The sequence below is a fragment of the Roseateles terrae genome, assembly GCF_014192155.1.
In the GTDB taxonomy this organism is placed as follows: domain Bacteria; phylum Pseudomonadota; class Gammaproteobacteria; order Burkholderiales; family Burkholderiaceae_C; genus Roseateles; species Roseateles terrae.
Window position 1 is genome coordinate 39,538 of record NZ_JACHXO010000006.1, and the last position, 25,111, is coordinate 64,648.

Annotated in this window: 17 protein-coding genes and 1 pseudogene; 8 read left to right on the top strand and 10 right to left on the bottom strand. The window is 66.3% G+C overall.

Going from position 1 to position 25,111, the window contains the following annotated elements:
* Nucleotides 1-403 precede the first annotated feature (403 nt).
* Nucleotides 404-1,390, bottom strand: a pseudogene (locus tag FHS28_RS24265) (PhoH family protein); the annotation flags it as partial.
* Nucleotides 1,391-1,481: 91 nt separating this feature from the next.
* Between FHS28_RS24265 and FHS28_RS16475 the strand changes: the two are divergent.
* From FHS28_RS16475 to ruvB, 4 genes are all read left to right on the top strand, one after another.
* Nucleotides 1,482-2,972, top strand: a complete 1,491-nt coding sequence (locus FHS28_RS16475) for a sensor histidine kinase (protein ID WP_088453503.1) — start codon at nucleotides 1,482-1,484, stop codon at nucleotides 2,970-2,972.
* A gap of 242 nt (nucleotides 2,973-3,214) precedes the next feature.
* Nucleotides 3,215-3,868, top strand: coding sequence for a response regulator (locus FHS28_RS16480; protein ID WP_088453502.1), 654 nt, complete (start codon nucleotides 3,215-3,217; stop codon nucleotides 3,866-3,868).
* 51 nt (nucleotides 3,869-3,919) lie between these two features.
* The gene (gene ruvA / locus FHS28_RS16485) at nucleotides 3,920-4,489 is read left to right on the top strand and encodes a Holliday junction branch migration protein RuvA (RefSeq protein ID WP_088453501.1); all 570 of its coding nucleotides are present in this window, start codon (nucleotides 3,920-3,922) and stop codon (nucleotides 4,487-4,489) included.
* A gap of 38 nt (nucleotides 4,490-4,527) precedes the next feature.
* Nucleotides 4,528-5,589: a Holliday junction branch migration DNA helicase RuvB gene (ruvB, locus tag FHS28_RS16490; protein ID WP_088453500.1), complete on the top strand. Its 1,062-nt coding sequence runs from the start codon at nucleotides 4,528-4,530 to the stop codon at nucleotides 5,587-5,589.
* 113 nt (nucleotides 5,590-5,702) lie between these two features.
* Here ruvB and FHS28_RS16495 read toward each other — a convergent pair whose 3' ends face one another.
* The 5 genes from FHS28_RS16495 to FHS28_RS16515 all read right to left on the bottom strand — a co-directional run bounded on the left by FHS28_RS16495 (nucleotide 5,703) and on the right by FHS28_RS16515 (nucleotide 11,606).
* On the bottom strand, nucleotides 5,703-6,677 hold the full coding sequence (locus FHS28_RS16495; RefSeq protein ID WP_088453499.1) for a porin: 975 nt from the start codon (nucleotides 6,675-6,677) through the stop codon (nucleotides 5,703-5,705).
* Between the two features lie 389 nt (nucleotides 6,678-7,066).
* The gene (locus FHS28_RS16500; RefSeq protein WP_088453498.1) at nucleotides 7,067-7,741 is read right to left on the bottom strand and encodes a histidine phosphatase family protein; all 675 of its coding nucleotides are present in this window, start codon (nucleotides 7,739-7,741) and stop codon (nucleotides 7,067-7,069) included.
* On the bottom strand, nucleotides 7,742-8,065 hold the full coding sequence (locus tag FHS28_RS16505; RefSeq protein ID WP_088453542.1) for a DUF1840 domain-containing protein: 324 nt from the start codon (nucleotides 8,063-8,065) through the stop codon (nucleotides 7,742-7,744).
* Nucleotides 8,066-8,112: 47 nt separating this feature from the next.
* Complete coding sequence (locus tag FHS28_RS16510) at nucleotides 8,113-10,320, bottom strand: putative bifunctional diguanylate cyclase/phosphodiesterase (RefSeq protein ID WP_310736800.1); 2,208 nt, start codon at nucleotides 10,318-10,320, stop codon at nucleotides 8,113-8,115.
* Nucleotides 10,317-11,606 carry an HD-GYP domain-containing protein gene (locus FHS28_RS16515; RefSeq protein WP_088453497.1) on the bottom strand — a complete coding sequence of 430 codons (1,290 nt, stop codon included), beginning with the start codon at nucleotides 11,604-11,606 and terminating at the stop codon, nucleotides 10,317-10,319. The genes FHS28_RS16510 and FHS28_RS16515 overlap by 4 nt, the downstream gene beginning before the upstream one ends.
* A 191-nt stretch (nucleotides 11,607-11,797) precedes the next feature.
* Here FHS28_RS16515 and pcaF point away from each other — a divergent pair, with 191 nt between their 5' ends.
* On the top strand, nucleotides 11,798-12,997 hold the full coding sequence (pcaF, locus tag FHS28_RS16520) for a 3-oxoadipyl-CoA thiolase (protein ID WP_088453496.1): 1,200 nt from the start codon (nucleotides 11,798-11,800) through the stop codon (nucleotides 12,995-12,997).
* A 586-nt stretch (nucleotides 12,998-13,583) separates the two neighbouring features.
* Nucleotides 13,584-14,417, top strand: coding sequence for an IclR family transcriptional regulator domain-containing protein (locus FHS28_RS16525; protein ID WP_088453495.1), 834 nt, complete (start codon nucleotides 13,584-13,586; stop codon nucleotides 14,415-14,417).
* A gap of 85 nt (nucleotides 14,418-14,502) precedes the next feature.
* On the opposite strand, the gene FHS28_RS16530 is transcribed toward FHS28_RS16525, so the two are convergent.
* Both FHS28_RS16530 and FHS28_RS16535 read right to left on the bottom strand, forming a co-directional pair.
* Entirely contained in the window at nucleotides 14,503-16,029 is a 1,527-nt protein-coding gene (locus FHS28_RS16530; RefSeq protein WP_088453494.1) for a 3-hydroxyacyl-CoA dehydrogenase, read from the bottom strand.
* 16 nt (nucleotides 16,030-16,045) lie between these two features.
* On the bottom strand, nucleotides 16,046-16,846 hold the full coding sequence (locus tag FHS28_RS16535; protein WP_088453493.1) for an enoyl-CoA hydratase-related protein: 801 nt from the start codon (nucleotides 16,844-16,846) through the stop codon (nucleotides 16,046-16,048).
* Between the two features lie 193 nt (nucleotides 16,847-17,039).
* Between FHS28_RS16535 and FHS28_RS16540 the strand changes: the two genes are divergently transcribed.
* Nucleotides 17,040-19,058, top strand: a complete 2,019-nt coding sequence (locus tag FHS28_RS16540; protein ID WP_088453492.1) for a M13 family metallopeptidase — start codon at nucleotides 17,040-17,042, stop codon at nucleotides 19,056-19,058.
* Nucleotides 19,059-19,271: 213 nt separating this feature from the next.
* Here the strand turns inward: FHS28_RS16540 and FHS28_RS16545 are convergent, their stop codons facing one another.
* On the bottom strand, nucleotides 19,272-20,660 hold the full coding sequence (locus FHS28_RS16545) for a GH1 family beta-glucosidase (RefSeq protein WP_246410256.1): 1,389 nt from the start codon (nucleotides 20,658-20,660) through the stop codon (nucleotides 19,272-19,274).
* Nucleotides 20,661-20,764: 104 nt separating this feature from the next.
* A complete protein-coding gene (locus tag FHS28_RS16550) occupies nucleotides 20,765-23,239 on the bottom strand; it encodes a TonB-dependent receptor (RefSeq protein ID WP_088453491.1) in 2,475 nt (824 codons plus the stop codon).
* A 239-nt stretch (nucleotides 23,240-23,478) separates the two neighbouring features.
* On the opposite strand from FHS28_RS16550, the gene FHS28_RS16555 reads away from it, so the two are divergent.
* Nucleotides 23,479-25,053, top strand: coding sequence for a tryptophan halogenase family protein (locus FHS28_RS16555; RefSeq protein ID WP_184295052.1), 1,575 nt, complete (start codon nucleotides 23,479-23,481; stop codon nucleotides 25,051-25,053).
* Nucleotides 25,054-25,111: the final 58 nt, after the last annotated feature.

Consider the following 25,111-nt stretch of genomic DNA (forward strand, 5'->3'; position numbering starts at 1 on the left):
CCTTGGCACCCGGCTTAACAGCGGCCTTGACCGCGGGCTTGGCCACGGTCTTTGCAGCGGCCTTCGATGCGGTTTTCAAGTCGGTCTTTGCAGCAGTCTTGCCGGCCGGCTTGCCCACTGTCCTACTCCCAGCGTTGGCGGTCGCTTTAAGCGGTGCCTTGGCAGCCGGCTTCCCAGAGGCCTTCGCCGATGTCTTTCCAGAAGCGGTTGCCGGCACCTTCGCCGATGCCTTCGGCGCGGGCTGCCGCGTGGTGGCCGACTTCGTCGCGGCGGCCCGTTTCACCGGTGCCGGCGCAGGGGACGACACCCGCTCATCCCGCACCAGCAGCGCTTCGCGCTCACCTTGCGACTGTGGCATCTCCCGCTCGCCCCGCGCCTGCTGCGCCTCGCGCTCCTCACGCGCTTCCTGCAACTGCCGCGCCGACTGCCGCTCCTCATACGCCTGCACGATGCGCGCCACCAGCGGATGCCGCACCACGTCCGCACGGGTGAAGCGGGTCATGGCAATGCCCTCCACCCCGTCCAGTACCCGCTGCGCATCCACCAGCCCACTCACCATGCCGCGCGGCAGGTCGATCTGGCTCGTGTCCCCGGTCACCACGCACTTGCTGCCAAACCCGATCCGGGTGAGGAACATCTTCATCTGTTCCGGCGTCGTGTTCTGCGCTTCGTCCAGAATCACGAAGGCGTGATTGAGCGTGCGGCCCCGCATGAAGGCCAGCGGCGCAATCTCCAGCTGCCCTTTCTCAAACGCCTTGGTGACCCGGTCAAAGCCCATCAGGTCATACAGCGCGTCATAGAGTGGCCGCAGGTAAGGGTCCACCTTCTGCGCCAGATCCCCGGGCAGGAAGCCCAGACGCTCACCCGCCTCCACCGCCGGACGGGTCAGGATGATGCGCTGCACCGACGACCGCTCCAGCGCATCCACCGCGCAGGCGACCGCCAGGAAGGTCTTGCCCGTGCCCGCCGGGCCCAGGCCGAAGCTGATGTCGTGCGACAGAATCTGCCGCAGGTATTGATGCTGGTTGGCCGTTCGGCCGGCCAGGTCCGCGCGGCGGGTGCGCAGCACGATGCTGCCGTCGGCCGCGGCGCCATCCGACGATCCACTCCCTTCACCACCCGGCCCGCGCGCATCGCCCGCCGCCTCGATGATGGCCATTCGCAGATCGTCCGGCTCGATGGGGCGGTCCGCCCGCGCATAGAGCGATTCCAGCAGCATCAACGTGCGTTGTACGGCGGACTTGTCGCCTTCAATCTGGAAGTGCTGCGCGCGGTGGTTGATGCGAACCCGAAGGCCCGATTCGATGGCGCGCAGATGCTCATCCAGGGTGCCGCACAGATGCGAGAGTCGATCGTTGTCGACAGGGGTGAAGTCGTGACGCAGGTTCAAGACAGCCGAAGCTCCGTATTCAGGGGGGTTAAGCACGCTATTGTCTCCCGCGCAGGCTTTGGCGTGTGCCCACGCCTGCACAATCGTCCTCATGCAGCGCATCCCAGCAAACGACACACCTTCGGCTTCGCCTTTCCGCTCCATCGCCGGTCTTCTGGCGGCGTCTACCGCCTTCTCCGCATCGGTCTTTGCACCTGTTGCGGCCCGCGCTGCGGTCAGCGCCGCGGCGGGTACCCCGGTGGGTGCCGTGCCCAGCGCTGCGTCACTCACCGCCACCACCACATCCCTGGCCGCCGCCCACGGCCATCCGCTCGACTGGCTGATCGGTGGCCTGAACGCGATGGTGCTGGCGCTGGCCCTGGTGCTGACCCTGCTGATCTGGCAGCGCCGCGCCCAGCGCCATATCGGCTGGCTGGCCGGGCTGATGGCGGGATGGGTGGTGCTCGTTGGCCTCGTGCCCCACACGCCCTGGCCGGCGGCGCTGGCCGTGCTGGTGGGTCCCTGGCTGCTGCTGATGGCGGTGCAGTATTTGTTGCGCCGGGTGCGTCGGCAGGACCGACGCCTGAAGCGGCTGATGCTGCTCCAGGCGGTGATGCTGCCGCTCACCCTGCTGCTGCCGCTGCCCCATGCGGCGCTGGCGGTGGCTGTCACCATCTGCCTGGGTCTGGAGCTCATCGCTGCCATGGGCTGGCATCTGTGGCTGCTGTGGCAGGACATGTTTCTGCCGACCCTGGAAGAGCGTTATCCCCGCAATGACTTCATCCTGACCTGCGTCCTGCTGGCACTCGCCGCCGGTGCCGCCGTCTCCGCCGTGCTGCTGCCGGCCACCGGCCTGACCAGCGTGCTCGGTGCCGTCTCGCTCATCGGTCTGGCGCTGCAGCGGGTGCGCGAGTTTTCCCGCGGGCTGACCCAGGCAGAGCTGCAGGTGCTGCAGGGCGAGCTGCGGATGCAGGAGCGCATCGCCGAGCTGGAGCGTCATTTCGACCAGGTGGCGGAGGCCAAGCTGGAGCAGGTGACCGAACGCGAACGCAAGCGCATTGCCGCCGACCTGCACGATGACCTCGGCGCCAAACTCCTGACCATCGTCCACACCAGCGAATCCGACCGCATCTCCACCCTGGCCCGCGAGGCACTGGAAGAAATGCGGCTGTCGGTGCGGGGCCTGACCGGCAAGCCGGTTCAGCTGCTGGATGCGCTGGGCGACTGGCGGGCCGAAGTGGTGTCCCGCCTGGCTCAGGCCAACATCCTGGCGGAATGGAAGTCGCCGGCGGAAGACATCGACCACACTTTCCCCGCCCGCGCCTATGTGCAGACGACCCGCATCCTGCGCGAGGCCGTCAGCAACATCATCAAACACAGCGGCGCCACCCACTGCGTGGTGGGCTGCTCCGCCCAGGACGGCTACTTCTCTGTGGTGATCCAGGACAACGGCCAAGGCATCCCGCTGGAGCTGGAAGGTCGCCTGGACAAGGGACACGGCATGGCCAGCATGAAGTCGCGCGCCAAGCAGATGCATGGCCAGTGCCTGGTGGAGTCCGGCCCGGGCTGGGGCACCGTCATTCGTCTGACGATTCCCCTTTGACCGCTTCCCTCTGTGCGGCCTGAATTCCGCTCAGAGGAAAGACCCCACGAGCCGCTGCGTTCAGCAAAGCCTCGGGCGTGACGCTTTCCCCACGACGGCCGTCACTGGCCACAAAGTGGGGTAGGCACACTGCGGAGAAAGCCGTAGTGTTGCATCGAGGCCCATTGCGTCAGCAGCGGGCCCCCCTTTCCGGCCTGTGGGCCAGAAAATGAAGATAGAAAACTCAGCGAAGAACGCGCGCCATGAATCACATCCTCCTGCTCGAAGACATTCCCGAAATCCGCGCCTGGCTGAAGGTCCTGATCAAACAGGTCTTCGCCAATGCGGTGGTCACCGAATGCTCGCGGGTGCAGGACGCCCTGCAGCAGGTGAACAGCCAGCGCTTCACCCTGGCGCTGCTGGACCTGGGTCTGCCGGATGGCTCTGGCGTCGAGGTGATCACCGCCCTGCGCGAGAAGCAGCCGGAAGTGCAGTCGGTCATCGTCACCATCCATGACGACGACGAGCACCTCTTCCCCGCCCTGCAGGCGGGTGCCTTCGGCTACCTGCTGAAGGAACAGTCCCGCGAGCTGCTGGTGGAACAGCTGCAGCGCATCAGCCAGGGCGAGCCGCCGCTGTCGCCCAGCATCGCGCGCAAGGTCATCGCCTATTTCACCTCGCAGCGCCGTCCGCAGGCGGCCGCCGTGCTGCATGAGGTCTCGCTGACCGACCGTGAAACCGAAGTGCTGCTGCGTGTGGCCAAGGGCTTCACCCTCCCGGAGATTGGTGTGCAGCTGGGCCTGTCCCGTCACACCATTGCCGACTACGTCAAGCAGATCTACCGCAAGCTCAATGTGAGCTCCCGCGCGGAAGCTGCGCTGGAAGCCCAGCGTCTGGGCCTGTTCGGCCGGAACTGATCCACACCGCCGCCGTCGGGGCGAGCGCCGGCGCCAGCGGATAATGCCGGAATGATCGGCAGACTCACTGGCGTCATCGCGGAAAAATCGCCCCCGCAGATCCTCATCGACGTCCAGGGCGTCGGTTATGAAGTCGACGTGCCCATGAGCACCTTCTTCAACCTCCCGGCCCTGGGCGAGCGGGCCAGCCTGCTCACCCATCTCTCCATCCGGGAGGACGCCCACGTCCTGTTCGGCTTTCTCACCGCCGAAGAACGCAACACCTTCCGCCTGTTGATCAAGATCAGCGGCGTCGGGCCGAAGATGGCGCTGTCGCTGCTGTCCGGCCTGTCGGTGCCGGAACTGGCGCAGGCGGTGTCGCGTCAGGAAGCCGGCCGGCTGGTGAAGGTGCCGGGCATCGGCAAGAAGACGGCGGAACGCCTGCTGCTGGAACTCAAGGGCAAGCTCGGCCCCGACCTCGCGCAGCCGGTCACCGTGGCCAACGACGCCCAGGCCGACATCCTTCAGGCCCTGGTGGCCCTGGGCTACAGCGAGAAGGAAGCCGTTGCGGCCCTCAAGACCTTGCCGCCTGATGTGTCGGTGAGCGACGGCATCAAGCTGGCGATGAAACATCTCTCCTGACGGCCTGACGCCGCGCAGCCGCCACAATCCCCTCCGCCATGAGCATCCAGACCGACGACTTCACCCCCGCGCCCCAGCAGGCGCGGCTGATCAGCGCCCATCCGACCTCGCCCAACGAGGACGCGATCGAGCGGGCGCTGCGGCCCAAGCTGCTGGACGAATACGTGGGCCAGGCCAAGGCGCGCGAGCAGCTGGAGATCTTCATTGGTGCCGCCCGCAAACGCGGTGAAGCGCTGGACCATGTGCTGCTGTTCGGCCCGCCGGGTCTGGGCAAGACGACCCTGAGCCACATCATTGCGGCCGAACTGGGCGTGAATCTGCGGCAGACCAGCGGCCCGGTGCTGGAAAAGCCGAAGGACCTGGCGGCCATCCTCACCAATCTCGAACGCAATGACGTGCTGTTCATTGACGAGATCCATCGCCTCTCGCCCGTGGTCGAGGAAATCCTCTATCCGGCACTGGAGGACTATCAGATCGACATCATGATCGGCGAGGGTCCGGCGGCCCGCTCCATCAAGCTGGACCTGCAGCCTTTCACTTTGGTCGGCGCCACCACCCGCGCCGGCATGCTGACCAATCCGCTGCGCGACCGCTTCGGCATCGTGGCGCGGCTGGAGTTCTACACCGCGCAGGAACTGCAGCGCATCGTCACCCGGTCGGCCGCACTGCTGGGCGCGCCGATCGATCCCTCCGGTGCGCTGGAAGTGGCGCGGCGCTCCCGCGGCACGCCGCGGATCGCCAACCGCCTGCTGCGCCGGGTGCGCGACTATGCCGATGTGAAGGGCGACGGCACCATCACCCTTCACATGGCCGAAAAGGCGCTGGCCATGCTGGATGTGGATCCGCAAGGTTTCGACCTGATGGACCGCAAGCTGCTGGAAGCGGTGGTGCATCGCTTCGATGGCGGGCCGGTGGGCCTGGACAATGTGGCCGCTGCGATCGGCGAGGAGCCGGGCACGATTGAAGACGTCATCGAGCCCTATCTGATCCAGCAGGGCTTTTTGCAGCGCACCCCGCGCGGACGCATCGCCACCCTCGCGGCCTTCCGGCATCTGGGTGTGGCACCGCCGCGTCAGGTGGGGCAGCTGTTCGACGAGTAGTCCGCTCCCCAACGGGCATCGGGCAACGACCGACCCATGAAAAAAGGCGCCTCGCAAGGAGGCGCCTTTTTTTGGGCGGTAGGGCCCGCAGGCCCGCAGTCCCGATCAGACGATCAGAAGTTGTGACGAACGCCCACGGCGAACGAGTTGAAATCGTCGGCCTTGTTGGCGGTCGTGGCGTCCACAGCCGTGTAGAAAGCGTACACCTTGGTGCGCTTGCTCAGGTTGTAGTTGTAGGCCAGCGTGTACTGCTTGCCGCCGTTGCGGCCGCCGTTGAAGGAGTAGCCACCGGCCTTGGTGCCGCCCACGTTGACGTGGAATTCGGACTGGCCCAGGGTGTACATGGCGGACACGCGACCGATGGTGCGGGTGTCCTTGGCGCCGATGGACTGCGCCACGCCGCTGTCTTCACGCTGCACGTAGCCGCCGAAGGTGAACGGGCCCATTTCATACAGGGCGCGCACGGCGTACTGGTTGGCACTGCCTTGCTTGGTGTAACCGGCGCCCAGGTGCAGAGGACCCTGGTCGTAGTTCAGGGCCACGTCGTAGGCGCGCTTGTCGACGCCTTCGCCAGCGTGCAGGGCGATTTCAGCGTTGAACCCTTCCAGGTTCGGCGTGAAGTAGGCGATCTTGTTGCTTTGCGGGTTGCCGTTCGGGGTGAAGAAGCCCACGCCCGAGTACAGCGCGTCCGACGAGGTGCCGGTGTCATGGTTGTGCATGGACACGTAGTCGGCGGTGGCGTAGTAGCTGCCGTTGGTCCAGCGGCCCAGGCGCACGGCGCCGAAGTCACCCGCCAGTTGCACGCTGGCTTCACGGTTCCAGAACTGGGTACCGCCGGTGGCTGCGCCGTTGTCGGCGTTCAGGCCGTGTTCCAGGGCGAAGCTGGCCTTCAGGCCGCCACCCAGGTCTTCCGTGCCCTTGAAGCCCAGACGGGATGCGTTGTTCTGCAGCACCGAGATGCGATCGCCGTTGCCGGTCTTCTGCGATTCCATCGAGGTGTTGATACGTCCCCACAGCGTGACGGAGCTTTGGGCAAACGCCGGAGCGGACAGGGCCGCCACGGCAGCAGCAAGAGCAATCTTCTTCATAGTGACCTTCATCTGTTGGAGAAAGTGGTCGCGATTGGCGCGATGGGCGTACTGCAGAGTGAAGCGAGTATAGAAGTGCGTTGCACGCACCTGTTGAGCCCCGACGCGAAATTGCAACAGTTCTCGGCTAGGGAAATCAACAACAGACGAACGCCATGGGAATCAGGGACTTGCGTCCCGAAATGCCGATGAACACGGGCTTCTCGCGCTTCGAGCGATTGCAGGTCAATCACTTCAATTGAATGCCGAGTCCGTTTGCACCGACAAACCTGCGGATGGATCCCACCAAAGAGTGCGTTAGGGAAACCCCGGGGTCGCATAGCAATCCGGTGTCCATTGCAGTGTGGGCGCGATACGCGCAAATGCGCACCACAGACGCAATGACCCAGTCAGGCCGGGCGGGTCTCCGCGCGCGGCATGAAACCCGGCACGCCGGCGTCGTCCAGGGCGAGCCCCTGCAGATGTTGGTCGTCGTTCCAGCCGACCAAGCTGAAACCCTGCGGGGTGTGCAGCAGCCGGTTGATGCTGGCATTGCCCAGCATCCAGCTGCGCGGCGCCTGGAGGTCCACATGGGTGGCGGCGCGGTAGAGGCAGTCCAGCACACCGCCATGGGCCACCAGCGCCACCGTTTGGCCGGCGTGGGCCTGTGCGATGGCGGAGGCCGCCTCAATGCAGCGGGCATAAAAGGTGTTCAGGCTTTCACCGCCGGGCGGCTCGAAGCCCGGATCGCGCTGCTTCCAGCGCACCGCCGCCTCTGGGTGTTCCGCCTCGATCTCGGCCCAGAGCCGTCCTTCGAAACGGCCGAAGCTGCGCTCGCGCAGGCGGGCGTCGCGGATCACCGGCAGACCGTGGGCCGCAGCCACCGCCTTGGCGGTGGTGAACGCGCGGTCCAGGTCGCTGGCATACACCGCGTGCAGGGGCTGATCCGCGAGGGCTTCACCGAGGAGACGGGCCTGGGCCTGTCCCCGCTCATTGAGCGGCAGGTCCAGATGGCCCTGCAGGCGACCTTCCCGGTTCCAGGCGGTCTCGCCGTGCCGAAGGGCCAGGATCAGCGTGGCGTCCACTCAGACGCCCCAGACCACGTCGGTGTTCGAGGAAGCCGCTGCGCGCATCAGCTCCAGCAGCGGCCACAGGCGTTGCCGCAGCGAGACCTCGGGGGCCGGCGGCGCCTTGCGGCCTTCAGCCTGCGCTTCCGCCCGGGCCCGCTCGTGGGCGGCCTGTTCTTCGGCGATGGCGGCCTCGCCGCGCTGGATCAGCGCGGACAGGTCAGACGCCTGAAAGATGCCCTGGGCGGACGGCTCGCGTCCCAGCACCTCCAGGGCGTGGTCGCCATGGGGCTGAAGCATGATCACGTCCGCACCCGCCTTGGATTTGAATTTGTACAGCACGCTGGTCTCCGCTCCGCCGTGCATCGGCGGCTGCGTGCATTGTGCCCTCAGGCGCCGCGCACCAGACGGACGGGCGAGGCGGGCTTGACGCCCTCGGCCTTGGCGCCGTCCACCGGGCCCGCAGCGTCGTCGTGGGCCGGGGTCGTGCCGACCACGGGGTCGGGTTTGAACCGCTGCTCGAAGGCGCGCGGATCCAGCGCCGGCGCGCACAGGAATCCCTGATATTCGTGACAGCCGCACTCGCCGAGAAACGCCAGCTGCGCGTCGGTCTCCACGCCTTCGGCAATGACCTGCAGGTTCAGCGCCCGCCCCATCTGCACGATGGCATTGACGATGCCCTTGTCGCTTGCATCGCCCGGCAGTCCCTTGACGAAGCTGCGGTCCACCTTCAGGCGCTGGATCGGGAAGCGCTTGAGATACCCGAGGCTGGAATAGCCGGTACCGAAATCGTCGATGGCCAGCTGCAGCCCCAGCTCGGAGAGCGCCTGCATCCGGTGCAGCGCTTCGTCCGCATCCCGCAGCAGCACCGACTCGGTCAGCTCCAGCTCCAGCAGCTCCGGCGGCAGCTGCGCCGCCCGCAGCGCCTGGGCCACGGTATCCACGAACTGCGGCTGCTGGAATTGCAGTGCCGACACGTTCACCGCAATCGGCACCCGCAAGCCCTTCTTCAACCAGTCGGCCGCCTGCGCCACCGCCTGATGCAGCACCCACTGGCCGATGGCCACGATGAAGCCGCTCTCCTCCGCCACCGGAATGAATTCGGAAGGCGGCACGTCGCCGCGATGCGGATCGCGCCAGCGGATGAGGGCTTCGGCACCGATCAGTGCGCCCGACTCCACCGCAATCTGCGGCTGGAAGTGCAGCCGGAATTCGTGCTCCTGCAGGGCCCGGCGCATCGCATGGTCCAGCCGCATGCGCGACAGCAGGTCCACATCCTTGCGCGGCTGATGGAAGCGGAAGGCGCTGCGCCCGCTCTCCTTCACCCAGTGCATGGCGCGCTCGGCGCTGGCCAGCAGGTCGTCCGCGCTGGCGCCATCGCCCGGGAACAGCGCAATGCCGATGCTGCAGGTGACGGTGAAACTCAGGGTGTCGAAACTGAACGGCCGCGACATCGCTTCCTGCACCCGGCGGGCGGCATGTTCCGCCCCGCGTGCATCGGCCTGATGGATCAGCAGCGCGAATTCATCGCCGTCCAGGCGGGCGACGGTGTCCACCTCCCGCAGCGATTCCTTCAGGCGCAGGGCCACTTCCTTGATCACCCGGTCGCCGTAGGAATGGCCCAGGGTGTCGTTGATCTGCTTGAACCGGTCCAGGTCCACATTCAGCAGCGCAAACGGCGAGGCCTCGCGGCGTGCCATGGCCTGCGCATAGTCCACCCGCTCCAGCAGGGCGCGGCGGTTGGGCAGTCCGGTGAGCATGTCGTTGTGGGACAGCTCTTCGATGCGCTGATGCGCGGCCAGCTTTTCGCTCAGGTCGCGGAAGGAATAGACCCGGCCGATCGGACGGCCCCGGCTCCATTGCGGCAGCGACACACGCTCCAGCACCCGGCCGTCGATCAGCTTGATGTTGTCGCTGGTGTGCAGCAGCGGCGATTCCTGGATGGCGGTCAGCCGCACCGCATACGCCTGGCCGTCCACCACACTGCGGCGCATCCACGCCTGCACCGCATCGTCATTGCGCTCGTTGAGCAGGTCTTCCGGCAGCCCCCACAGGGACGCCAGCCGCTGGTTGAAGCTGCGGATGCGGCCGGCCAGGTCGGTCACCAGAATGCCATCGGCCGTTGATTCCAGCGTGGCGCGAAGCTCGGCGAGCAGTGTCTCGCGTTCCTCATCGTGATGGCGCTGCTGGGTCTGGTCCCGCATGGCCACCAGCCACAGGCCGTGACCCTGCGGCTGCGGCACGTGGCTGATCCGTCGCGACACCCACAGCATGCGGCCATCGGCATGGCGCATCATGGTGTCGCTGTGCAGCGGCTCCCGGCGGCCGATGGCGGCATCCATCCAGAACAGCGCATCTTCCGGCGTGGTGGCGAGCGATTCGATTTGCGTGCCGATCAGGTCCCGGGCCTCCAGGCCCAGCAGGGCGCGCGAGGCGGTGTTCACCGCCACCACCGTGTGGCTGCGGGCGCACACCAGCCAGACCGATTCCTGCAGGCCGTCGATCAGGCGCAGGAAGGAAGGATCCAGCAAGGAAGCGGCAGTCGATACCGATTCCGGCACCACCGCGGCGCCGCGCACAGGACGCACTGTGGTCACGCCGCCAGCTCCCGGGACTGTGATGCGTTGGCGGGTTCGAAGAAGTAGGCGATGCGGCCGCGCGGCGACAGGTAATCCATCGACGCGCGCGGCAATTGCTGCGGCTTCAGGCTGCGCCGGATGCCCAGGTCCGGCAACTCTTCCAGGTTGAGCAGCAGCGCTTCGTCGCGCGGCACCCTGGCGTCATGCACCATCACCTTGGGCTTGAGCGGGCGGGAAGAATTCACCGCCACCACCAGCGCATAGCGGTCGTCCGTCAGCTGCACCGCGGAGCCGGGCGGGTACACACCCATCATGCGGATGAACGCATTGAGCATGGTCGCGTCAAAGCGGCTGCGGCCTTGTGCAAACATCAGCGACAACGCCTCATGCGGCGTCATCGCCTTGGCCGCAATCAGCGGATTGCACAGGCCATCGAAGCGGTTCACCAGGGCGACGATGCGCGCCAGGATGCTCATCCGGTCTGCATTGAGATGCTGGGGGAAACCGCTGCCGTCCGCATGTTCGTGATGCTGCGCAATGACCAGCAGCGGCGCCGCGCCGACGCCCATCTTCTGGGCGAGCGCCACGCCTTTGGCCACGTGCTGCTGATAGGCCTGCACTTCGGCGCCGGTGAAGCTCTCGTCGCGATGCCGGAAGCGCGGGGTCAGTTCCAGCTTGCCGACGTCATGCAGCAGCGCGCCCTGGCCGAGGTCGGCCAGCTCTTCATTGCCCAGGCCGAAGGCCCGGCCCAGCAACATGGAAATGATGGCCACGTTCAACGCATGTGCCGAGGCCCGGTCGCCCGCGCCTTCGTTGAGCAGGCGGATGTTGATGTCCCCCTCGACCAGCATCTTGTCCAGCAGGGCGCGGGACAGCGCGGCGGAGCGGTCGCGGGCATTCACCGGCTCGCGCGGGACCAGATCCATCAGGTCGCGCAGCGCGGACGTGGCTTCCGCATACTGACGCTCGCACAGCAGCAGGGCTTCCCGCTGCTGTGCCAGCGCCAGGCGGTGCTGATCTTTTTCAGGGTCGGACTGAGCCGCGGCAGCAGCGGCCGCGGCGGCGCTGGCGGCGGTTGCAGTGGCCGGCATCGGGGCGGCTTCCAGCGGCAGGTCACTCCGGCCGGGGCTCCAGCGAACCTGCTTGAGGCCCAGCCGACGAAGGATGAGCAGCTGCTCTTCCGAGCTGAGCTTGAAACTGCTCAGCGGAAACGGATGCGACATCCAGCCCAGGTCGAGGTGGATGAACATCCCCACCTTGAGCTGACTGACATCGATCAACGGATCGGCCGACTTATCCTTCATTTTGATTCCACAGGGTTTGCGCCCTCATCCGAGCATCGGCTGAAGAGGGGCGGAAGTTAAGCCATATTCGCGTCGGCAGCACGACGGCGCAGACGTTCCATCCGCTTGCGTGCAACTTGTCACGGCTTTTTCCCCTGCCCCCCTATGATCGTTCCCGACCCACCATTCTCATAAAGATTCCGGAGACTGTCATGTTTGCCTACATTTGTGACGCACAGCGGACGCCCTTTGGTCGCTATGGCGGTGCGTTGTCCTCGGTCCGCGCGGACGATCTGGCTGCAATGCCGATTCGGGCGCTGATCGCACGGCATCCGTCGCTGGACTGGGCCGACGTGGATGACGTGCTTTACGGGTGCGCGAACCAGGCCGGGGAAGACAACCGGAATGTGGCCCGCATGGCCGCCCTGCTGGCGGGTCTGCCGGTGGGCGTGGGCGGCATGACCCTGAACCGCCTGTGCGGTTCCGGCATGGACGCAGTGGGCACCGCTGCCCGCGCCCTGCGAAGCGGGGAAGCGCATCTGATGCTGGCCGGCGGGGTGGAGAGCATGAGTCGCGCCCCGTTCGTGATGCCGAAGGCCGAGAGCGCCTTCTCCCGCAGCAGCGCCCTGTATGACACCACCATCGGCTGGCGCTTTGTAAATCCGCAGATGAAGGCGCAATACGGCGTGGATGCGATGCCCGAAACGGCGGAGAACGTGGCCACCGACTTCCACATCGAACGCGAGGCGCAGGACCGCATGGCGCTGGCCAGCCAGACGAAGGCGCTGGCTGCCCAGCGCAGCGGCTTCCTGGCGGAGGAAATCTGCCCGGTCACCCTGCCGCAGAAAAAAGGCGATCCGGTGGTCGTCAGCCAGGATGAACATCCGCGCGAGACCAGTCTGGAAGCGCTGGCCAGACTGAAGGGCGTTGTCCGGCCGGACGGCACGGTGACGGCAGGCAATGCGTCGGGCGTGAACGACGGCAGCGTCGCCCTGCTGATGGCCAGCGAAGAAGGCGTCCGGCGCCACGGGCTGACACCCAAGGCCCGGGTGCTGGGCATGGCCACCGCCGGTGTGCCGCCGCGCATCATGGGCATCGGTCCGGCGCCGGCCAGCCGCAAGGTGCTGGCGCAGGTCGGCCTGACGCTGGACCAGATGGATGTGATCGAACTGAACGAAGCCTTTGCGGCCCAGGGTCTGGCCGTTCTGCGCGACCTTGGCCTGAAGGACGACGACGCCCGGGTCAATCCCAACGGCGGCGCCATCGCGCTGGGTCATCCGCTGGGGGCGAGCGGCGCGCGGCTGGTGGCCACCGCGGTGCACCAGCTGCAGCGGACCGGCGGCCGGTATGCGCTGTGCACCATGTGCATCGGCGTCGGCCAGGGGATTGCGGTGGTGGTGGAGCGGGTCTGAGCGGCTCCGACCTGGGCGCTGATCGGGCCTGAGTCGTCCGATCTCCTGGCTGACTTCTCGCACTGTCACGCTTGTTCCGCTTTCAAGGGCGCCTTCGGGCGCCCTTGACGCTTTCGGAGCGCCTTCGCCCCTTTGGGGGAGGTCTGGGCGAGCCGCGCGCTGATGTACGCGTAAGACATGCATGAGAAAAAGTCAGACAAGTCAGAAAAATTGTCATGGCATCGCTCCCATTCGAGGAAGCGGTAATCGCACATCGCATGGGATACTGACGGCGTCCGGTGGCGCATACCGCTCATATATGAGTTGTACGACCACCTCCCCGCGGTCCCCCTCGTCATTTCCTGTTGCCAATCGCCCGTCACCACCCCGTTTCACCCGTTTGAGTTGCGATTGCCGCCCCGACGTCCTGCTTTTGATGGCCGCCGGGCGACCACCGTCGCGATATCCCCAAAGTGGGGCAGGTTGGTGCGAATAGCGTTGGAAACAATTGCCCTGGCAAAGATTCTTCACAGGGTTGTCCCTATAGTGACGGGAACTCCTGCCCACGCCCAGCAGATTTGGGCGTCAAACGCACAAACGGTTTACCATGTCCGCTGAACGCTCCCTAGACGACGAACTGACCTCTGCGGTCATTCCCGACGCCCCCACCGAAGAAGTCCGCACGGGTCCGCTCAAGCGGGATCTGGTCGCCGGTCTGGAAAAGGGCCTGGCCGTCATCGAGGCCTTCGACCAGGAACGTCCCCGCCTGACCATCAGTGAAGTGGCTGGCCGCACCGGTCTGACCCGCGCCGCCGCCCGCCGCTACCTGCTGACGCTGACCCATCTGGGCTTCGTCTCGCAGGACCGCAAGATGTTTGCCCTGACCCCCAAGGTGCTGCGCCTGGGCCAGAGCTACATGCACTCCGCCCGCCTGCCCCGCATCATCGAGCCCGAGCTGCACAAGCTGGCCTATGCGATGAAGGAAGCCAGCTCTGCCGGCGTGCTGGATGGCAACGACGTGATCTGCATCTCCGCCACCAGCGCGGGCCGCGTGGTCTCGCCGACCCTGCAGCCGGGCACCCGTGTGCCGGCCTACTGCACCGCCAACGGCCGTGTGCTGCTCGCGGCCCAGTCGCAGGCGGATGTGGATGCATTCATCGCCCGTCAGGAACTGACCGCGCTGACCCCGCACACCATCGTTCACCCGGAACGCCTGCGCATCGAAATCGCCCGCGCCCGCGCTCAGGGTTATGCGCTGATCGACCAGGAACTGGAACAGGGCCTGCGTTCGGTGAGCGTGCCGCTGAAGAACTACAAGGGTGACACCGTCGCCGCCATGGCCATCAGCGTGCATGCTTCGCGCATGAGCATGGAACAGATGGTCGAGCATTGCCTGCCGCCGCTGCTGCAGGCCCAGGCTCACCTGCGCATGCTGCTCTGAACGGCTCGCGCCGCATCGAGTCAGACCCGCTCTGAACAACGCCGCCGCGGTTTGCCGCCGCGGCGTTTTTCTTGGGCGAAGCAGTTCAGACGGACCAGATCCGGTGCCGCAGCAGCGGACTCACCCGGTAGCGCTCGCTGCGGTAGCTGGAGAAGAGGCCGTCCAGCACCTGCACCACCGGCCCGGCGCCCAGCTGCGACAGCCACTCGAAGGGGCCAGCCGGATAGTTCACGCCGAGCTTCATGGCGGTGTCGGCGCCTTCGGCATCGCAAACGCCCTGCCACACTGCATCGGACGCTTCATTGATCAGCATCGCAACCGTCCGCGCGACCACCAGGCCGGGGATGTCGCGCAGCACCAGCAGGTCCCAGCCCAGGTGACGCAGCAGGTCTCGCGCGGCGGATTGCTGGTCGGCGCTCACCTTCGGACCGAAGGCCACGGCCAGTCCGTCGGCGCGGTCAGGCGCCAGGGGCCAGTCCATCACTGCGAGCTTGGGCTGCTGCCGTTGATGCGCCAGTTCGGCGGCGCAGCGGCCATCGGTGAGATGCAATTCGAGGCCGTTCAGGGCCAGTCCTTGCCAGTCGGACTGCGGCGAGATCGCGAATGCCAGTTCGCGATGGGTCAGCCAGCTGGCCAGACGGTCGACCAGCGGCCCCCGGCCCATGAGCGTCACCTCGGGCGGTGAGGTCTGGGGCGGCGGCACCGGTTCGGCGGCAGCAGGCACCCCGTCATAAAAGCCCTTGCCCACCTTGCGGCCCAGGCGGCCCCCGTCCACCAGCGCTCGCTGCACCAGCGATGGCTGGAAGCGCTTGTCTCCGAAATTCGCTTCAAACACGGACTGGGTCACCAGCGCATTGGTGTCATGTCCGATCAGGTCCATCAGTTCGCAGGGGCCCATGCGGAAGCCGGCGCCGCGCAGGGCCCGGTCCACCATCGCGGGCGTCGCGCCTTGCTCCTGCAGCACCTGCAGGGATTCCGCGTAATAGGGCCGCGCGATCCGGTTCACGATGAAGCCGGGGGTCGAGCGTGCATGCACCGGCGTCTTGTTCCAGCGCCGGGCCAGGGCTTCAATGGCGGATGCGGCGGTGGCGTCGGTCTCCGCGCCCCACACCACTTCCACCAGCTTCATCAGCGGCACCGGATTGAAGAAGTGCATGCCCACCAGCCGCTGCGGCATGGCCATGCCGTTGGCCAGCGCGGTGATGCTGATGGACGAGGTGTTGGAGGCGATCAGGGCGTCGGGCGGCAGCAGGGCGTCGAGTTCCTTCAGCAGTGCCCGCTTCGGTTCCAGCTGCTCGATGATGACTTCCACCACCAGCGCCGCGCCCGCCAGGTCCGCCACCGCAGCGGCGGGCTGCAGCCGGCTCATCACCGCGCTGCGCTCCTCCGCACTCATGCGGCCCTTGCCCACCAGCGTGTCCAGCGTCTGGCCGATCCTGGCGATGGCGGCCTGCGCCGCCCCCTCACGCAGATCCATCAGTTGCACCGGATGTCCCGCCTGAGCCGCCACCTGGGCGATCCCGGCGCCCATCACGCCGGCGCCGATCACCGCCACCGGCGCGTCGGCCGCGGCGGCCGAGGCCACCCGCCACGTGTTGCCTGCTGTTGTCATTGCATGTCTCCTCAACTCAGTCCTGTGTGGACGTCGGCGGCACCCAGGGCGCCGGCTGCTTGGCCAGGAAGGCCGCGAAGCCGTCGCGCGCTTCGTCGCCAGTGCGCACCCGGGCGATGGTCTGTGCCGTCAGCTCCCGCACCTGCGGCGTGATCGGCCCGACCTCCAGCTGCGCCATCAGACGCTTGATTTCGGCCTGGGCCTGTGGTCCGCCGGCCAGCAGCTCGGTGATGCAGGTCTGCACGGCGGCATCGAGCGCCTCGGCTTCGACGACCTGCTGCACCAGTCCGAGCTGCAGCGCTTCCTGGGCGCCGATGCGGCTGGCGGTGAGTGCCAGACGACGCGCCTGACGCGGTCCCACGGCATTGACCACATACGGGCCGATGACCGAAGGCAGGATGCCAAAGCGCGCCTCACTGACCGCAAACTGGGCCTTCGAGGACGCAATCGCCAGGTCGCAGGCCAGTGTCAAGCCCACCCCACCGCCCAGTGCCACCCCATGCACCTGTGCCAGCGTCGGTTTGGGGCAGCGCGCCAGCCCGTCCAGCATGGCGGCGAACTTGCGGGCGTCCGCAAGGTTCCAGTCCTGGGTGGCCTCGGCCGCCCGTTTCATCCACTGGATGTCGGCGCCGGCACTGAACGCCTTGCCCTGGCCGCTCAGCACGATCACCCGCACGGCGGGATCCTGCCCCAGCTGGTCGAAGGCATCGGTGAGCTCGGCGATCATCGCCTCATTGAAGGCGTTGAACACCTCCGGCCGGTTCATCAGCACCCGGGCGACGCCTCGGGCATCGGTTGTGATCTGCAATGTCTCCACACGGTCTCCTGGCTCTGCCGTGGGCGGGCGACGGTCTGCCGCAGCCCCGGCGGTCCTGTTTGGACGGGAGTATCGCAGTGCGCCGGGCGCCCTCCCCTGCGATTGCGGGATTCATGCCTTTTGGCAGGTCCTGACTTTTGACATAGGCTCAAAGTTCCGCCGGGCTTGCCCGCACTCCTTTCATGCGCTTGTGATGAAAAAAGCCATCCGTCTGACCCTGCTGGCGACCGCGATGCAGTTCGCCGCCCTTGCCATGGCCGCCCCGCCGCAGTCGGGCCTGGACCTGTCCGGCGCGGACAAGACCGCCCGTCCGCAAGATGACCTCTTCCGTGCTGCCAACGGCCACTGGCTGGCCCATACGGCGATCCCGAACGACAAGTCTTCGTTCGGCGCGTTCACCGTGCTGGCCGACATGACCGACAAGCGCGTGCGCAGCATCGCCGAGGAACTGGCCGCCAAGAAGGCCAAGACCGGCAATGACCAGAAGGTCGGCGACTACTTCAAGTCCTTCCTGGACACCGCCGCCATCGACAAGGCGGGCCTCACGCCGGTGCGTCCGATGCTGGACAGCATCAACGCCATCCAGACCCGCGAACAGCTGGCCGCCTGGATGGGCAAGGCCAGCGGCGTGGTCAACACGCCGGTGGGCCTGGACATCGAAGCCGACTATGCCGAACCCGGCATCAACCGACTGCAGGCCGGACAAGCCGGACTGGGCCTGCCGGACCGCGACTACTACCTGAAGAAGGACGACGAGCGGCTGGCCAAGGCCCTGGGCGCCTATACCAACTACCTGCAGACGCTCGCCCGCCACGCCGGCCTGAAGGACCCGGCCGACGCCGCCCGCCGCGTGCTGGCGCTGGAGCGCAGCCTGGCGGAAGTGCAGTGGGACAAGGTCGACCTGCGTGAACCGACCAAGGTCTACAACCCGATGACGCCGGCCGAGCTGACCGAGAAGGCGCCGGGCTTCGAATGGAAGGGCTTCCTGGCCGCCGCCTCGGTGCCCGACCTCGACAAGCTGGTGGTCCTGGAGCCGAGCTATTTCACCGCCGTGGCCAAGCTGCTGGGCGAAGCCTCGCTGGACGACTGGAAGCTCTACCTGACCCTGCACACGCTGGACAACCATGCCGAGCTGCTGCCCAAGGCCTTCCGTGAAGCGCATTTCGCCTTCCACGGCCAGGCGCTGAGTGGCCTGAAGACCGAGCAGGCCCGCTGGCAGAAGGGCGTGGACCAGGTCAATGGCGCGCTGGGCGAAGCCGTGGGCCAGGAGTATGTGAAGCGCTACTTCCCTGCGGCGGACAAGGCCCGCATGCTGGCGCTGGTGAACAACCTGCTGGCCGCGTACAAGGACTCGATCGACGGCCTGAGCTGGATGACGCCCGCCACCAAGGCGCAGGCGCAGGACAAGCTGTCCAAGTACATGATCAAGATCGCCTACCCGGACACCTGGCGTGATTACGGCAAGCTGGAAGTGCGCGCCGGCGATGCGCTGGGCAACGACATCCGCGCCTCGCAGTTTGAATGGCAGCGCAAGGCCGCAATGGCCAGCAAGCCGGTGGATCGCCGAGACTGGCTGATGACGCCGCAGACGGTCAATGCCTACTACAACCCCACGATGAACGAGATCGTGTTCCCGGCCGCCATCCTGCAGCCGCCCTTCTTCAGCCCGAAGGCGGACGATGCGGTGAACTACGGAGCCATCGGCGCGGTGATCGGTCACGAGATCAGCCACGGCTTCGATGACCAGGGCAGCCAGTTCGACGGCAACGGCGCGCTGCGCAACTGGTGGACCGATGAAGACCGCAAGGCCTTCGACGCCATCGGCGCCCGCCTCGTGGCCCAATATGACGGCTACGAGCCGATCCCGGGCAAGCATGTGAACGGCAAGCTGACGCTGGGTGAGAACATCGCCGACCTGTCCGGCCTGCAGATCGCCTACAAGGCTTACCTGCGCTCGCTGGGCGGCAAGCCGTCGCCGGTGATCGACGGCTACACCGGCGAGCAGCGCTTCTTCATGGGCTGGGCGCAGGCCTGGCGTCAGAAGACGCGTGAAGAGCGCGAGCTGACGCTGCTGACGGTGGACCCGCACTCGCCGCCGGCCTTCCGCGCCAACGGCGCCGCGGTCAACCATGACGGCTTCCATGAAGCCTTCAAGACCCGCGAAGGCGACAAGATGTACAAGGCGCCGCAGGACCGCATCCGCATCTGGTGATCCTTTGATGGACGGGTCGATCGATTGATCCCTGGCCCGACGCCTGCGCACCCGCGCAGGTCCGGGGCCTGACGACCCTGCAAAAGAACGGGGCCTCGACATCCGGTTGGATGCGAGGCCCCGTTGGTTTTTCAGCAGGCGCAGAGGGTGGGTACACCACTCCGCTCGCTGATATCGATGCCGGCGCTCAGTGGTGGCGCTCAGCGCTCCCTATCACGGCTGACGATACTGCTGGATGACGTTCCTGTACCAGTGCGCACTGTCCTTGGCCAGCCGCTGCTGCGTCGCGTAGTCGACGTGGAAAAGGCCGAAGCGCTTCTGGTAGCCGGAGTTCCACTCGAAGTTGTCGAGCAGGCTCCAGTAGAAGTAGCCGCGGACATCCGCTCCCAGTGCCACCGCCTGCGACAAGGCCGACAGATGGCTGCGCAAATAGGCAATGCGTTCCTGGTCCGGCACCGCGCCATCGACCACCGAGTCGGCATTGGCCATGCCGTTTTCGGTGATGTAGAGCGGCGGCGGGGTGTACTCGCGAGTGATGCGCAGCAGATGCTGCGTCAACGCCTGCGGGTAGATCTCCCAGCCCATGTCGGTGAAGCCCAGTTCCCCTGGCGGCGTCAGACCCGGCTGCTGGGTGCTGATGAAGCTGCGGGTGTAGAAGTTCACGCCCAGGAAGTCCAGCGGTTGCTGGATCAAGGCGAGGTCTCCCGACTGGATCTTCGGTGCGTCGGCGCCCAGGTACTCGATCACATCGGCCGGATACTGGCCGCGGAAGACCGGGTCCATGTACCAGCGGGTGCTGAGTCCGTCGTCAATGCGCGCGGCACGGCGGTCGGCCTCCAGCAGCGGCTCGGCCGGGAAGGACGGGGTGAAGTTGAGCACGATGCCCAGCTCGGCCTTCGACCCCACCGCCCGCATCGCCTGGATGGCCGCACCGTGGGCCATCAGCAGGTGGTGCGACACCTGCGCCGCTTCCGCCCGGCTCGTGTGGCCGGGCGCAAATTGCGCGGTCTCATAACCGAGCGTCGCCGAGCACCACGGCTCATTGAGCGTGGCGATGCTGCCGAGACGGTCCCCGAAGCGGCGGGCCACCTCGGCGGCATAGTCGGCGAACAGCGGCACCACATCCCGCGACAGCCAGCCGCCGATGCCGTCGTCCAGCGCCTGCGGCAGGTCCCAGTGATAGAGCGTCGCATGCGGACGGATGCCCGCTTCCAGCAGTTTGTCGATCAGCCGGTCGTAGAACGCAAAGCCTGCTTCATTCCAGGCGCCACGGCCTTGCGCCTGCACGCGCGGCCAGGCGAAGGAGAAGCGGTAGGCGTCCAGGCCCAGCCACTTCATCAGGTCCACATCCTCGCCGTAGCGGTGATAGTGGTCGCAGGCGATGTCGATGTTGGAGCCGTCCTTGATGCGGCCCGGCTGGGCGCAGAAACGGTCCCAGATCGACTCGCCCTTGCCGTCCTCGCGGGCGGCACCCTCGATCTGCGCGGCGCTGGTGGCCGAGCCCCATTGGAAACCGCTGGGCAAGGTGGCGATCAGGTCGCGAATGAGGGCGGTGTCGGCCGCAGGCGTGGCGTCGGAAGGCTGCATGGTCTTTCTGTTCATGGCGGAATCAAGGGCAGGGAGCGGCACGGCCCGCCATCGCCGAAGCGACCGGCGGTGCAGTGCAGAGAAACGATGTCGGACCGGGCGCTCCCATCACCTGCCCGTCAGAAGTTGTAGCCCGCGTTCAGGCCGAAGGTGCGCGGTGCGGCGTATTGCGCCGTCCAGATCGCGCTGGCGTAGCTGCCGGAGCTGCCCGCGCTGGTCTTGATCTTTTCGTCGCCCACATTGCGGACGTAGAGATCGGCATACCAGTTGCGCTTGGAGCTGTAGCGGACCGCGACGTCCGCCGTCGAGTAGGCCTTCTGGCGATCGCCGTCCCCGAGGTTGAACACCGACAGCCAGTTGGCGCTCTGGTAGTGATAGCTGATGCGCGGAGCGACGGAATCCCCGTTGGAGAGCGGGAAGTTGTGCTCGTACATCAGCTGCAGCGACACCTTCGGCGCGTGGGGCAGTTCGTTGCCGGTCACGTCCAGGCAGTTGCCGGTCAGCGTGGTGCAGGCGGGCAGCGCATAGTCGTTGGACGACGCCACCAGGGCACCCAGCTTCGTCTTGGTGTAGCTGGCGCTGAGCTGCAGCCGGTCGTCCGGCGTGATCAGGTAGGCCGCTTCCACTTCCACGCCTGACACTTTCGCGCCCTCGGCGTTGCTGTAGGCGAATTGGCGGTTGCCGTTGACGATGACCGGTGCGCTGAACTGGAAGTCCTTGAACTTCATGTGATAGACGCTGGCATTGAAGGTCATGCGTCCGTCCAGCAGCGTGGACTTGTAGCCGGCTTCGTAGTTGGTCAGCGTTTCCGGACCGTAGGCCAGGCCGCCGTCACCCGTGCCGCCGGACTTGTAGCCGGTGGAGACGCTGGCGTAGACCATCGTGGTCTTGCTCAGGTCATAGGCGGCGCGGGCCAGCCAGGTGGTCTTGTTGCCGGTGTAGTGCGCGTCGTTGATGTTGCCGGCGGTATAGCCGTTGGCCGGATCGGTCGGGTCCACCGACGGATTCAGCGGAATCTGCGGCGCCGTGGCGACGTTCGCCCAGGTCCAGCCCCGGCCGCCCTTGTTCTTGCGGTCGTCGTGGGTGTAGCGCAGGCCGCCGGTCACATGGAAGGCGTCGGACAGATTCCAGGTCGCCTGGCCGAAGGCGGCGGAGGAATCCACCGTTTCCTTGGGCTGGATGAAGGAGCCCTGCCAATTCACGGTGCCCTGCTGGGTGCCGTTCATGATCGGGATGTCGAAGCGGATGCCGTTGTCTTCCGCCGCGTAGTACAGGCCCAGCACCCAGTCGATGGTCTGACGCTCATTGCTTTGCAGCGTCACTTCATGGCTGTGGCTGGTGTACTTGCTCCACACGGTGTTGTCGGCCTGATACGTGGCGCCGGTGGTGAAGCTGGTGGGCACGTTGACGCCCAGATCCTGGTCGTAGGTGCCCGATCCCTTGAAGTGGGTGTAGCCCGCCACGTAGGCCAGAGACATGCCGCCCATGTCGTACTCGAGACGGCTGCGGATGGAGGTCGAATCACGCTTGAGCGACGGGGCGGTGTCGATCAGGGCGGACCAGAACTTCTCGCCTTCGCGCGGCGTCTGCATCAGGCTCATCGAGGGCGTGCCGCGGTCGGCGAACTGCTCGAGAGAGATGTCCCAGCGCAGCTTGTCGCTGGGCTTGATCAGGAAGCTCAGACGGGCGGCCGTCTGGTCCTGGGCGTTGTACTTGTCGCCGCTCTGGACGAACAGGTTGGGATTGATCGGCTGGAAGCCGACGTCCTTGCCACCGCCCGCGACATAAGCGTCGTAGGCGGCCCGTTGCGAGGCCAGCGAGACGTTCGGCGCACGCTGATAGGAGACGTAGCCGTCATGCTGCTCATGGGCAAAGGCGACCCGTGCGGCGATGGTGTCGCCCAGCGGAATGTTGACCGCGCCCTTGATGCCCATGCGGGCGTAGTTGCCGACCCCGCCTTCGATATAACCGGAGGTGTCACGCAGCACCGGCTTGGCGGTCTTCATGTTGATGGCGCCGACGGTGGAGTTGCGGCCCCACAGCGTGCCCTGTGGGCCGCGCAGCACTTCGATGCCATCGAGGTCGAAGAGCATGGTCGCGGCGCCTTCGGGACGCGGCGCAAACACGCCGTCCACGAACAGCGCGACTTCCGGGTCGGCATATTCGGTCTTGGCGCTGTCGTTGCCGATGCCGCGCAGCGTGATGCTCACGATGCCGTGGTCGCCCTGACCGGTGCCCTGCATGCTGGGCACCAGATTGAAGACGTCCAGCATGCTCTTCACATGGTTGTCGTCCAGGGTCTGGGAATTGATGGCGGTCACCGAGACCGGCGTCTTCTGCAGCGAGGTGCTGCGCTTGGTGGCGGTCACCAGCACCTGGGGCAGGGCCTGCTTGCCGTCAGCCGTGGTGGTGGCATTGGCGCCTGCACTGCCCTGCGGGGCGGAATCCTGCGGTGCGGCCTGGGCGACAGTCTGTGAGGCCGGTGTGTCGGGCGCCTGTTGCGCCTGCACGGCGCCGGCGATCAAGGCCAGCACGGCGAATTGGACGGGTGTGACCAGCCCGATGGCGGGTCGGCGGGACGAAGCTGAAGTCATGTTGTCTCCTGGGTGGCTCTGAAAGCTCTTCAAAAATTTGTTCTTGTCGTTTGCAGCCATCCTAGGCAATCGTTGACAACGTTGTCAACGGCTGGATTGACACCGTTGTCATTTCGGGCACTATCATTTACCCGTAGTGGACCCCATGCTCCCAGAGAGGCCGCAGAGCCGATGGACACAGGGCTGCCGCGAGACTGATGCCTTTGCACAACACAGCACAAACACGGAGACACAACGGCATGAAGGCGATTGAAGACATTCTCATCGTGGGCGGAGGCACTGCCGGCTGGCTGACCGCCGCCTTCCTGGCGCAGCAGTTGGGAACGGCGCACGGCGGGGTGCGCATCACCCTGGTGGAGTCGAGTGACATTGGCATCATCGGCGTGGGCGAAGGCACCTTCCCCTCGATCCGGGGGACCCTGTCCGCCATTGGCATTTCCGAATCGCGTTTCCTGCAGGCGTGCTCCGCCACCTTCAAGCAGGGCATTCGATTCAATGACTGGGTACGGCCTCCGGTGGATCAGCGCGGTGCCGGTGAATCAGGCCCCGACCATTACTTCCATCCCTTCAGCCTGCCCAGCCAGCGCCCCGGTGCGCCGGAATTGCTGCCGTACTGGTTGATGGGGGACGCAGGGCCGGACCGCGCCTTTGCCGAAGCGGTGACACTGCAGAAGGCGGTGGTGGATGCGAGACACGGCCCCAAGCGCGCCACCGACGGCGACTTCATGGGCGCCCTCAACTACGCCTATCACTTCGACGCCGGCCGATTCGCCGCGCTGCTGGCGGAACAGGCGCAGTCGCTGGGTGTGAAGCGGGTGATTGCGACGGTGGATCAGGTGGAGCTCGATGAGCAGGGCGCGATCGCCGGCGTTGTCACGCGTGAGGCCGGCGCGCTGCGTGCGGGTCTTTACGTCGATTGCAGCGGCTTTCATGCACGATTGATCGGCCAGGCGCTGGGCGCGCCCTTCACTTCGCTGAACGACACGCTGTTTGTGGACCGGGCCCTTGCCATGCAGGTGCCCTACGACCGGCCGGACACGCCGATTGCCTCCTGCACCCTGTCCACTGCGCAGCGCAATGGCTGGATCTGGGACATCGGACTGCAGGAGCGTCGCGGCATCGGCCACGTCTACAGCAGCCGCCACACCGACGACGAACAGGCCGAGCGTGAGCTGCGGCACTACATCGGCCCCGCCGCGGATGCACTGAGCCCCCGCAAGCTCACCCTCAACGTCGGTTATCGGGAGACGCAGTGGGTGAAGAACTGCGTGGCGGTCGGGCTGTCAGGCGGCTTCCTGGAACCCCTGGAATCGTCAGGCATCGGGTTGATCGAGACTGCGGCCTATCTGATTGCGCAGCTGTTCCCATTTGACGGAGACACCGAGCCGGTGGCCCGTCATTTCAACCGATTCATGAGTGAGCGCTACGCCCGCATCGTGGATTTCATCAAGCTGCACTACGCGGTGACGAAGCGGCAGGACACCGCCTTCTGGCGCGACAACGCCGATCCGGCCTCGCATCCGGACAGCCTCAAGGACAAGCTGGCCATGTGGCGCCATCGGCCGCCGCAGCGGCTGGACTTCATCACCGATGTGGAGATGTACCTGCCGGCGAGCTGGCAATACGTGCTCTATGGCATGGAGTACGACACGCAGCTGCAGGGCGCACGTGCGGGATGGCGACGTGCGGAAGAGGCCCGCAAGGAATTCGGCATGATCGCCCAGCTGGGCCAGCATGCGGTGCGAGACCTGCCGCGGCATCGGGATTTGATCGAAATGATGCTGAGCCGGGCGGGGCTCAAGATGGCGGCTTAAAGCGGCTTAAAGCGGCTTAAAGCGGCTTAAAGCGGCTTAAAGCGGCTTGAGTTGCAGG

Excerpts from the sequence above, each read along its gene's own strand:
- FHS28_RS16475 (WP_088453503.1), top strand. The coding sequence starts at position 1,482 with ATGCAGCGCATCCCAGCAAACGACACACCTTCGGCTTCGCCTTTCCGC.
- FHS28_RS16480 (WP_088453502.1), top strand. The coding sequence starts at position 3,215 with ATGAATCACATCCTCCTGCTCGAAGACATTCCCGAAATCCGCGCCTGG.
- ruvA (WP_088453501.1), top strand. The coding sequence starts at position 3,920 with ATGATCGGCAGACTCACTGGCGTCATCGCGGAAAAATCGCCCCCGCAG.
- ruvB (WP_088453500.1), top strand. The coding sequence starts at position 4,528 with ATGAGCATCCAGACCGACGACTTCACCCCCGCGCCCCAGCAGGCGCGG.
- FHS28_RS16495 (WP_088453499.1), bottom strand. The coding sequence starts at position 6,677 with ATGAAGAAGATTGCTCTTGCTGCTGCCGTGGCGGCCCTGTCCGCTCCG.
- FHS28_RS16515 (WP_088453497.1), bottom strand. The coding sequence starts at position 11,606 with ATGAAGGATAAGTCGGCCGATCCGTTGATCGATGTCAGTCAGCTCAAG.
- pcaF (WP_088453496.1), top strand. The coding sequence starts at position 11,798 with ATGTTTGCCTACATTTGTGACGCACAGCGGACGCCCTTTGGTCGCTAT.
- FHS28_RS16525 (WP_088453495.1), top strand. The coding sequence starts at position 13,584 with ATGTCCGCTGAACGCTCCCTAGACGACGAACTGACCTCTGCGGTCATT.
- FHS28_RS16530 (WP_088453494.1), bottom strand. The coding sequence starts at position 16,029 with ATGACAACAGCAGGCAACACGTGGCGGGTGGCCTCGGCCGCCGCGGCC.
- FHS28_RS16540 (WP_088453492.1), top strand. The coding sequence starts at position 17,040 with ATGAAAAAAGCCATCCGTCTGACCCTGCTGGCGACCGCGATGCAGTTC.
- FHS28_RS16545 (WP_246410256.1), bottom strand. The coding sequence starts at position 20,660 with ATGAACAGAAAGACCATGCAGCCTTCCGACGCCACGCCTGCGGCCGAC.
- FHS28_RS16550 (WP_088453491.1), bottom strand. The coding sequence starts at position 23,239 with ATGACTTCAGCTTCGTCCCGCCGACCCGCCATCGGGCTGGTCACACCC.
- FHS28_RS16555 (WP_184295052.1), top strand. The coding sequence starts at position 23,479 with ATGAAGGCGATTGAAGACATTCTCATCGTGGGCGGAGGCACTGCCGGC.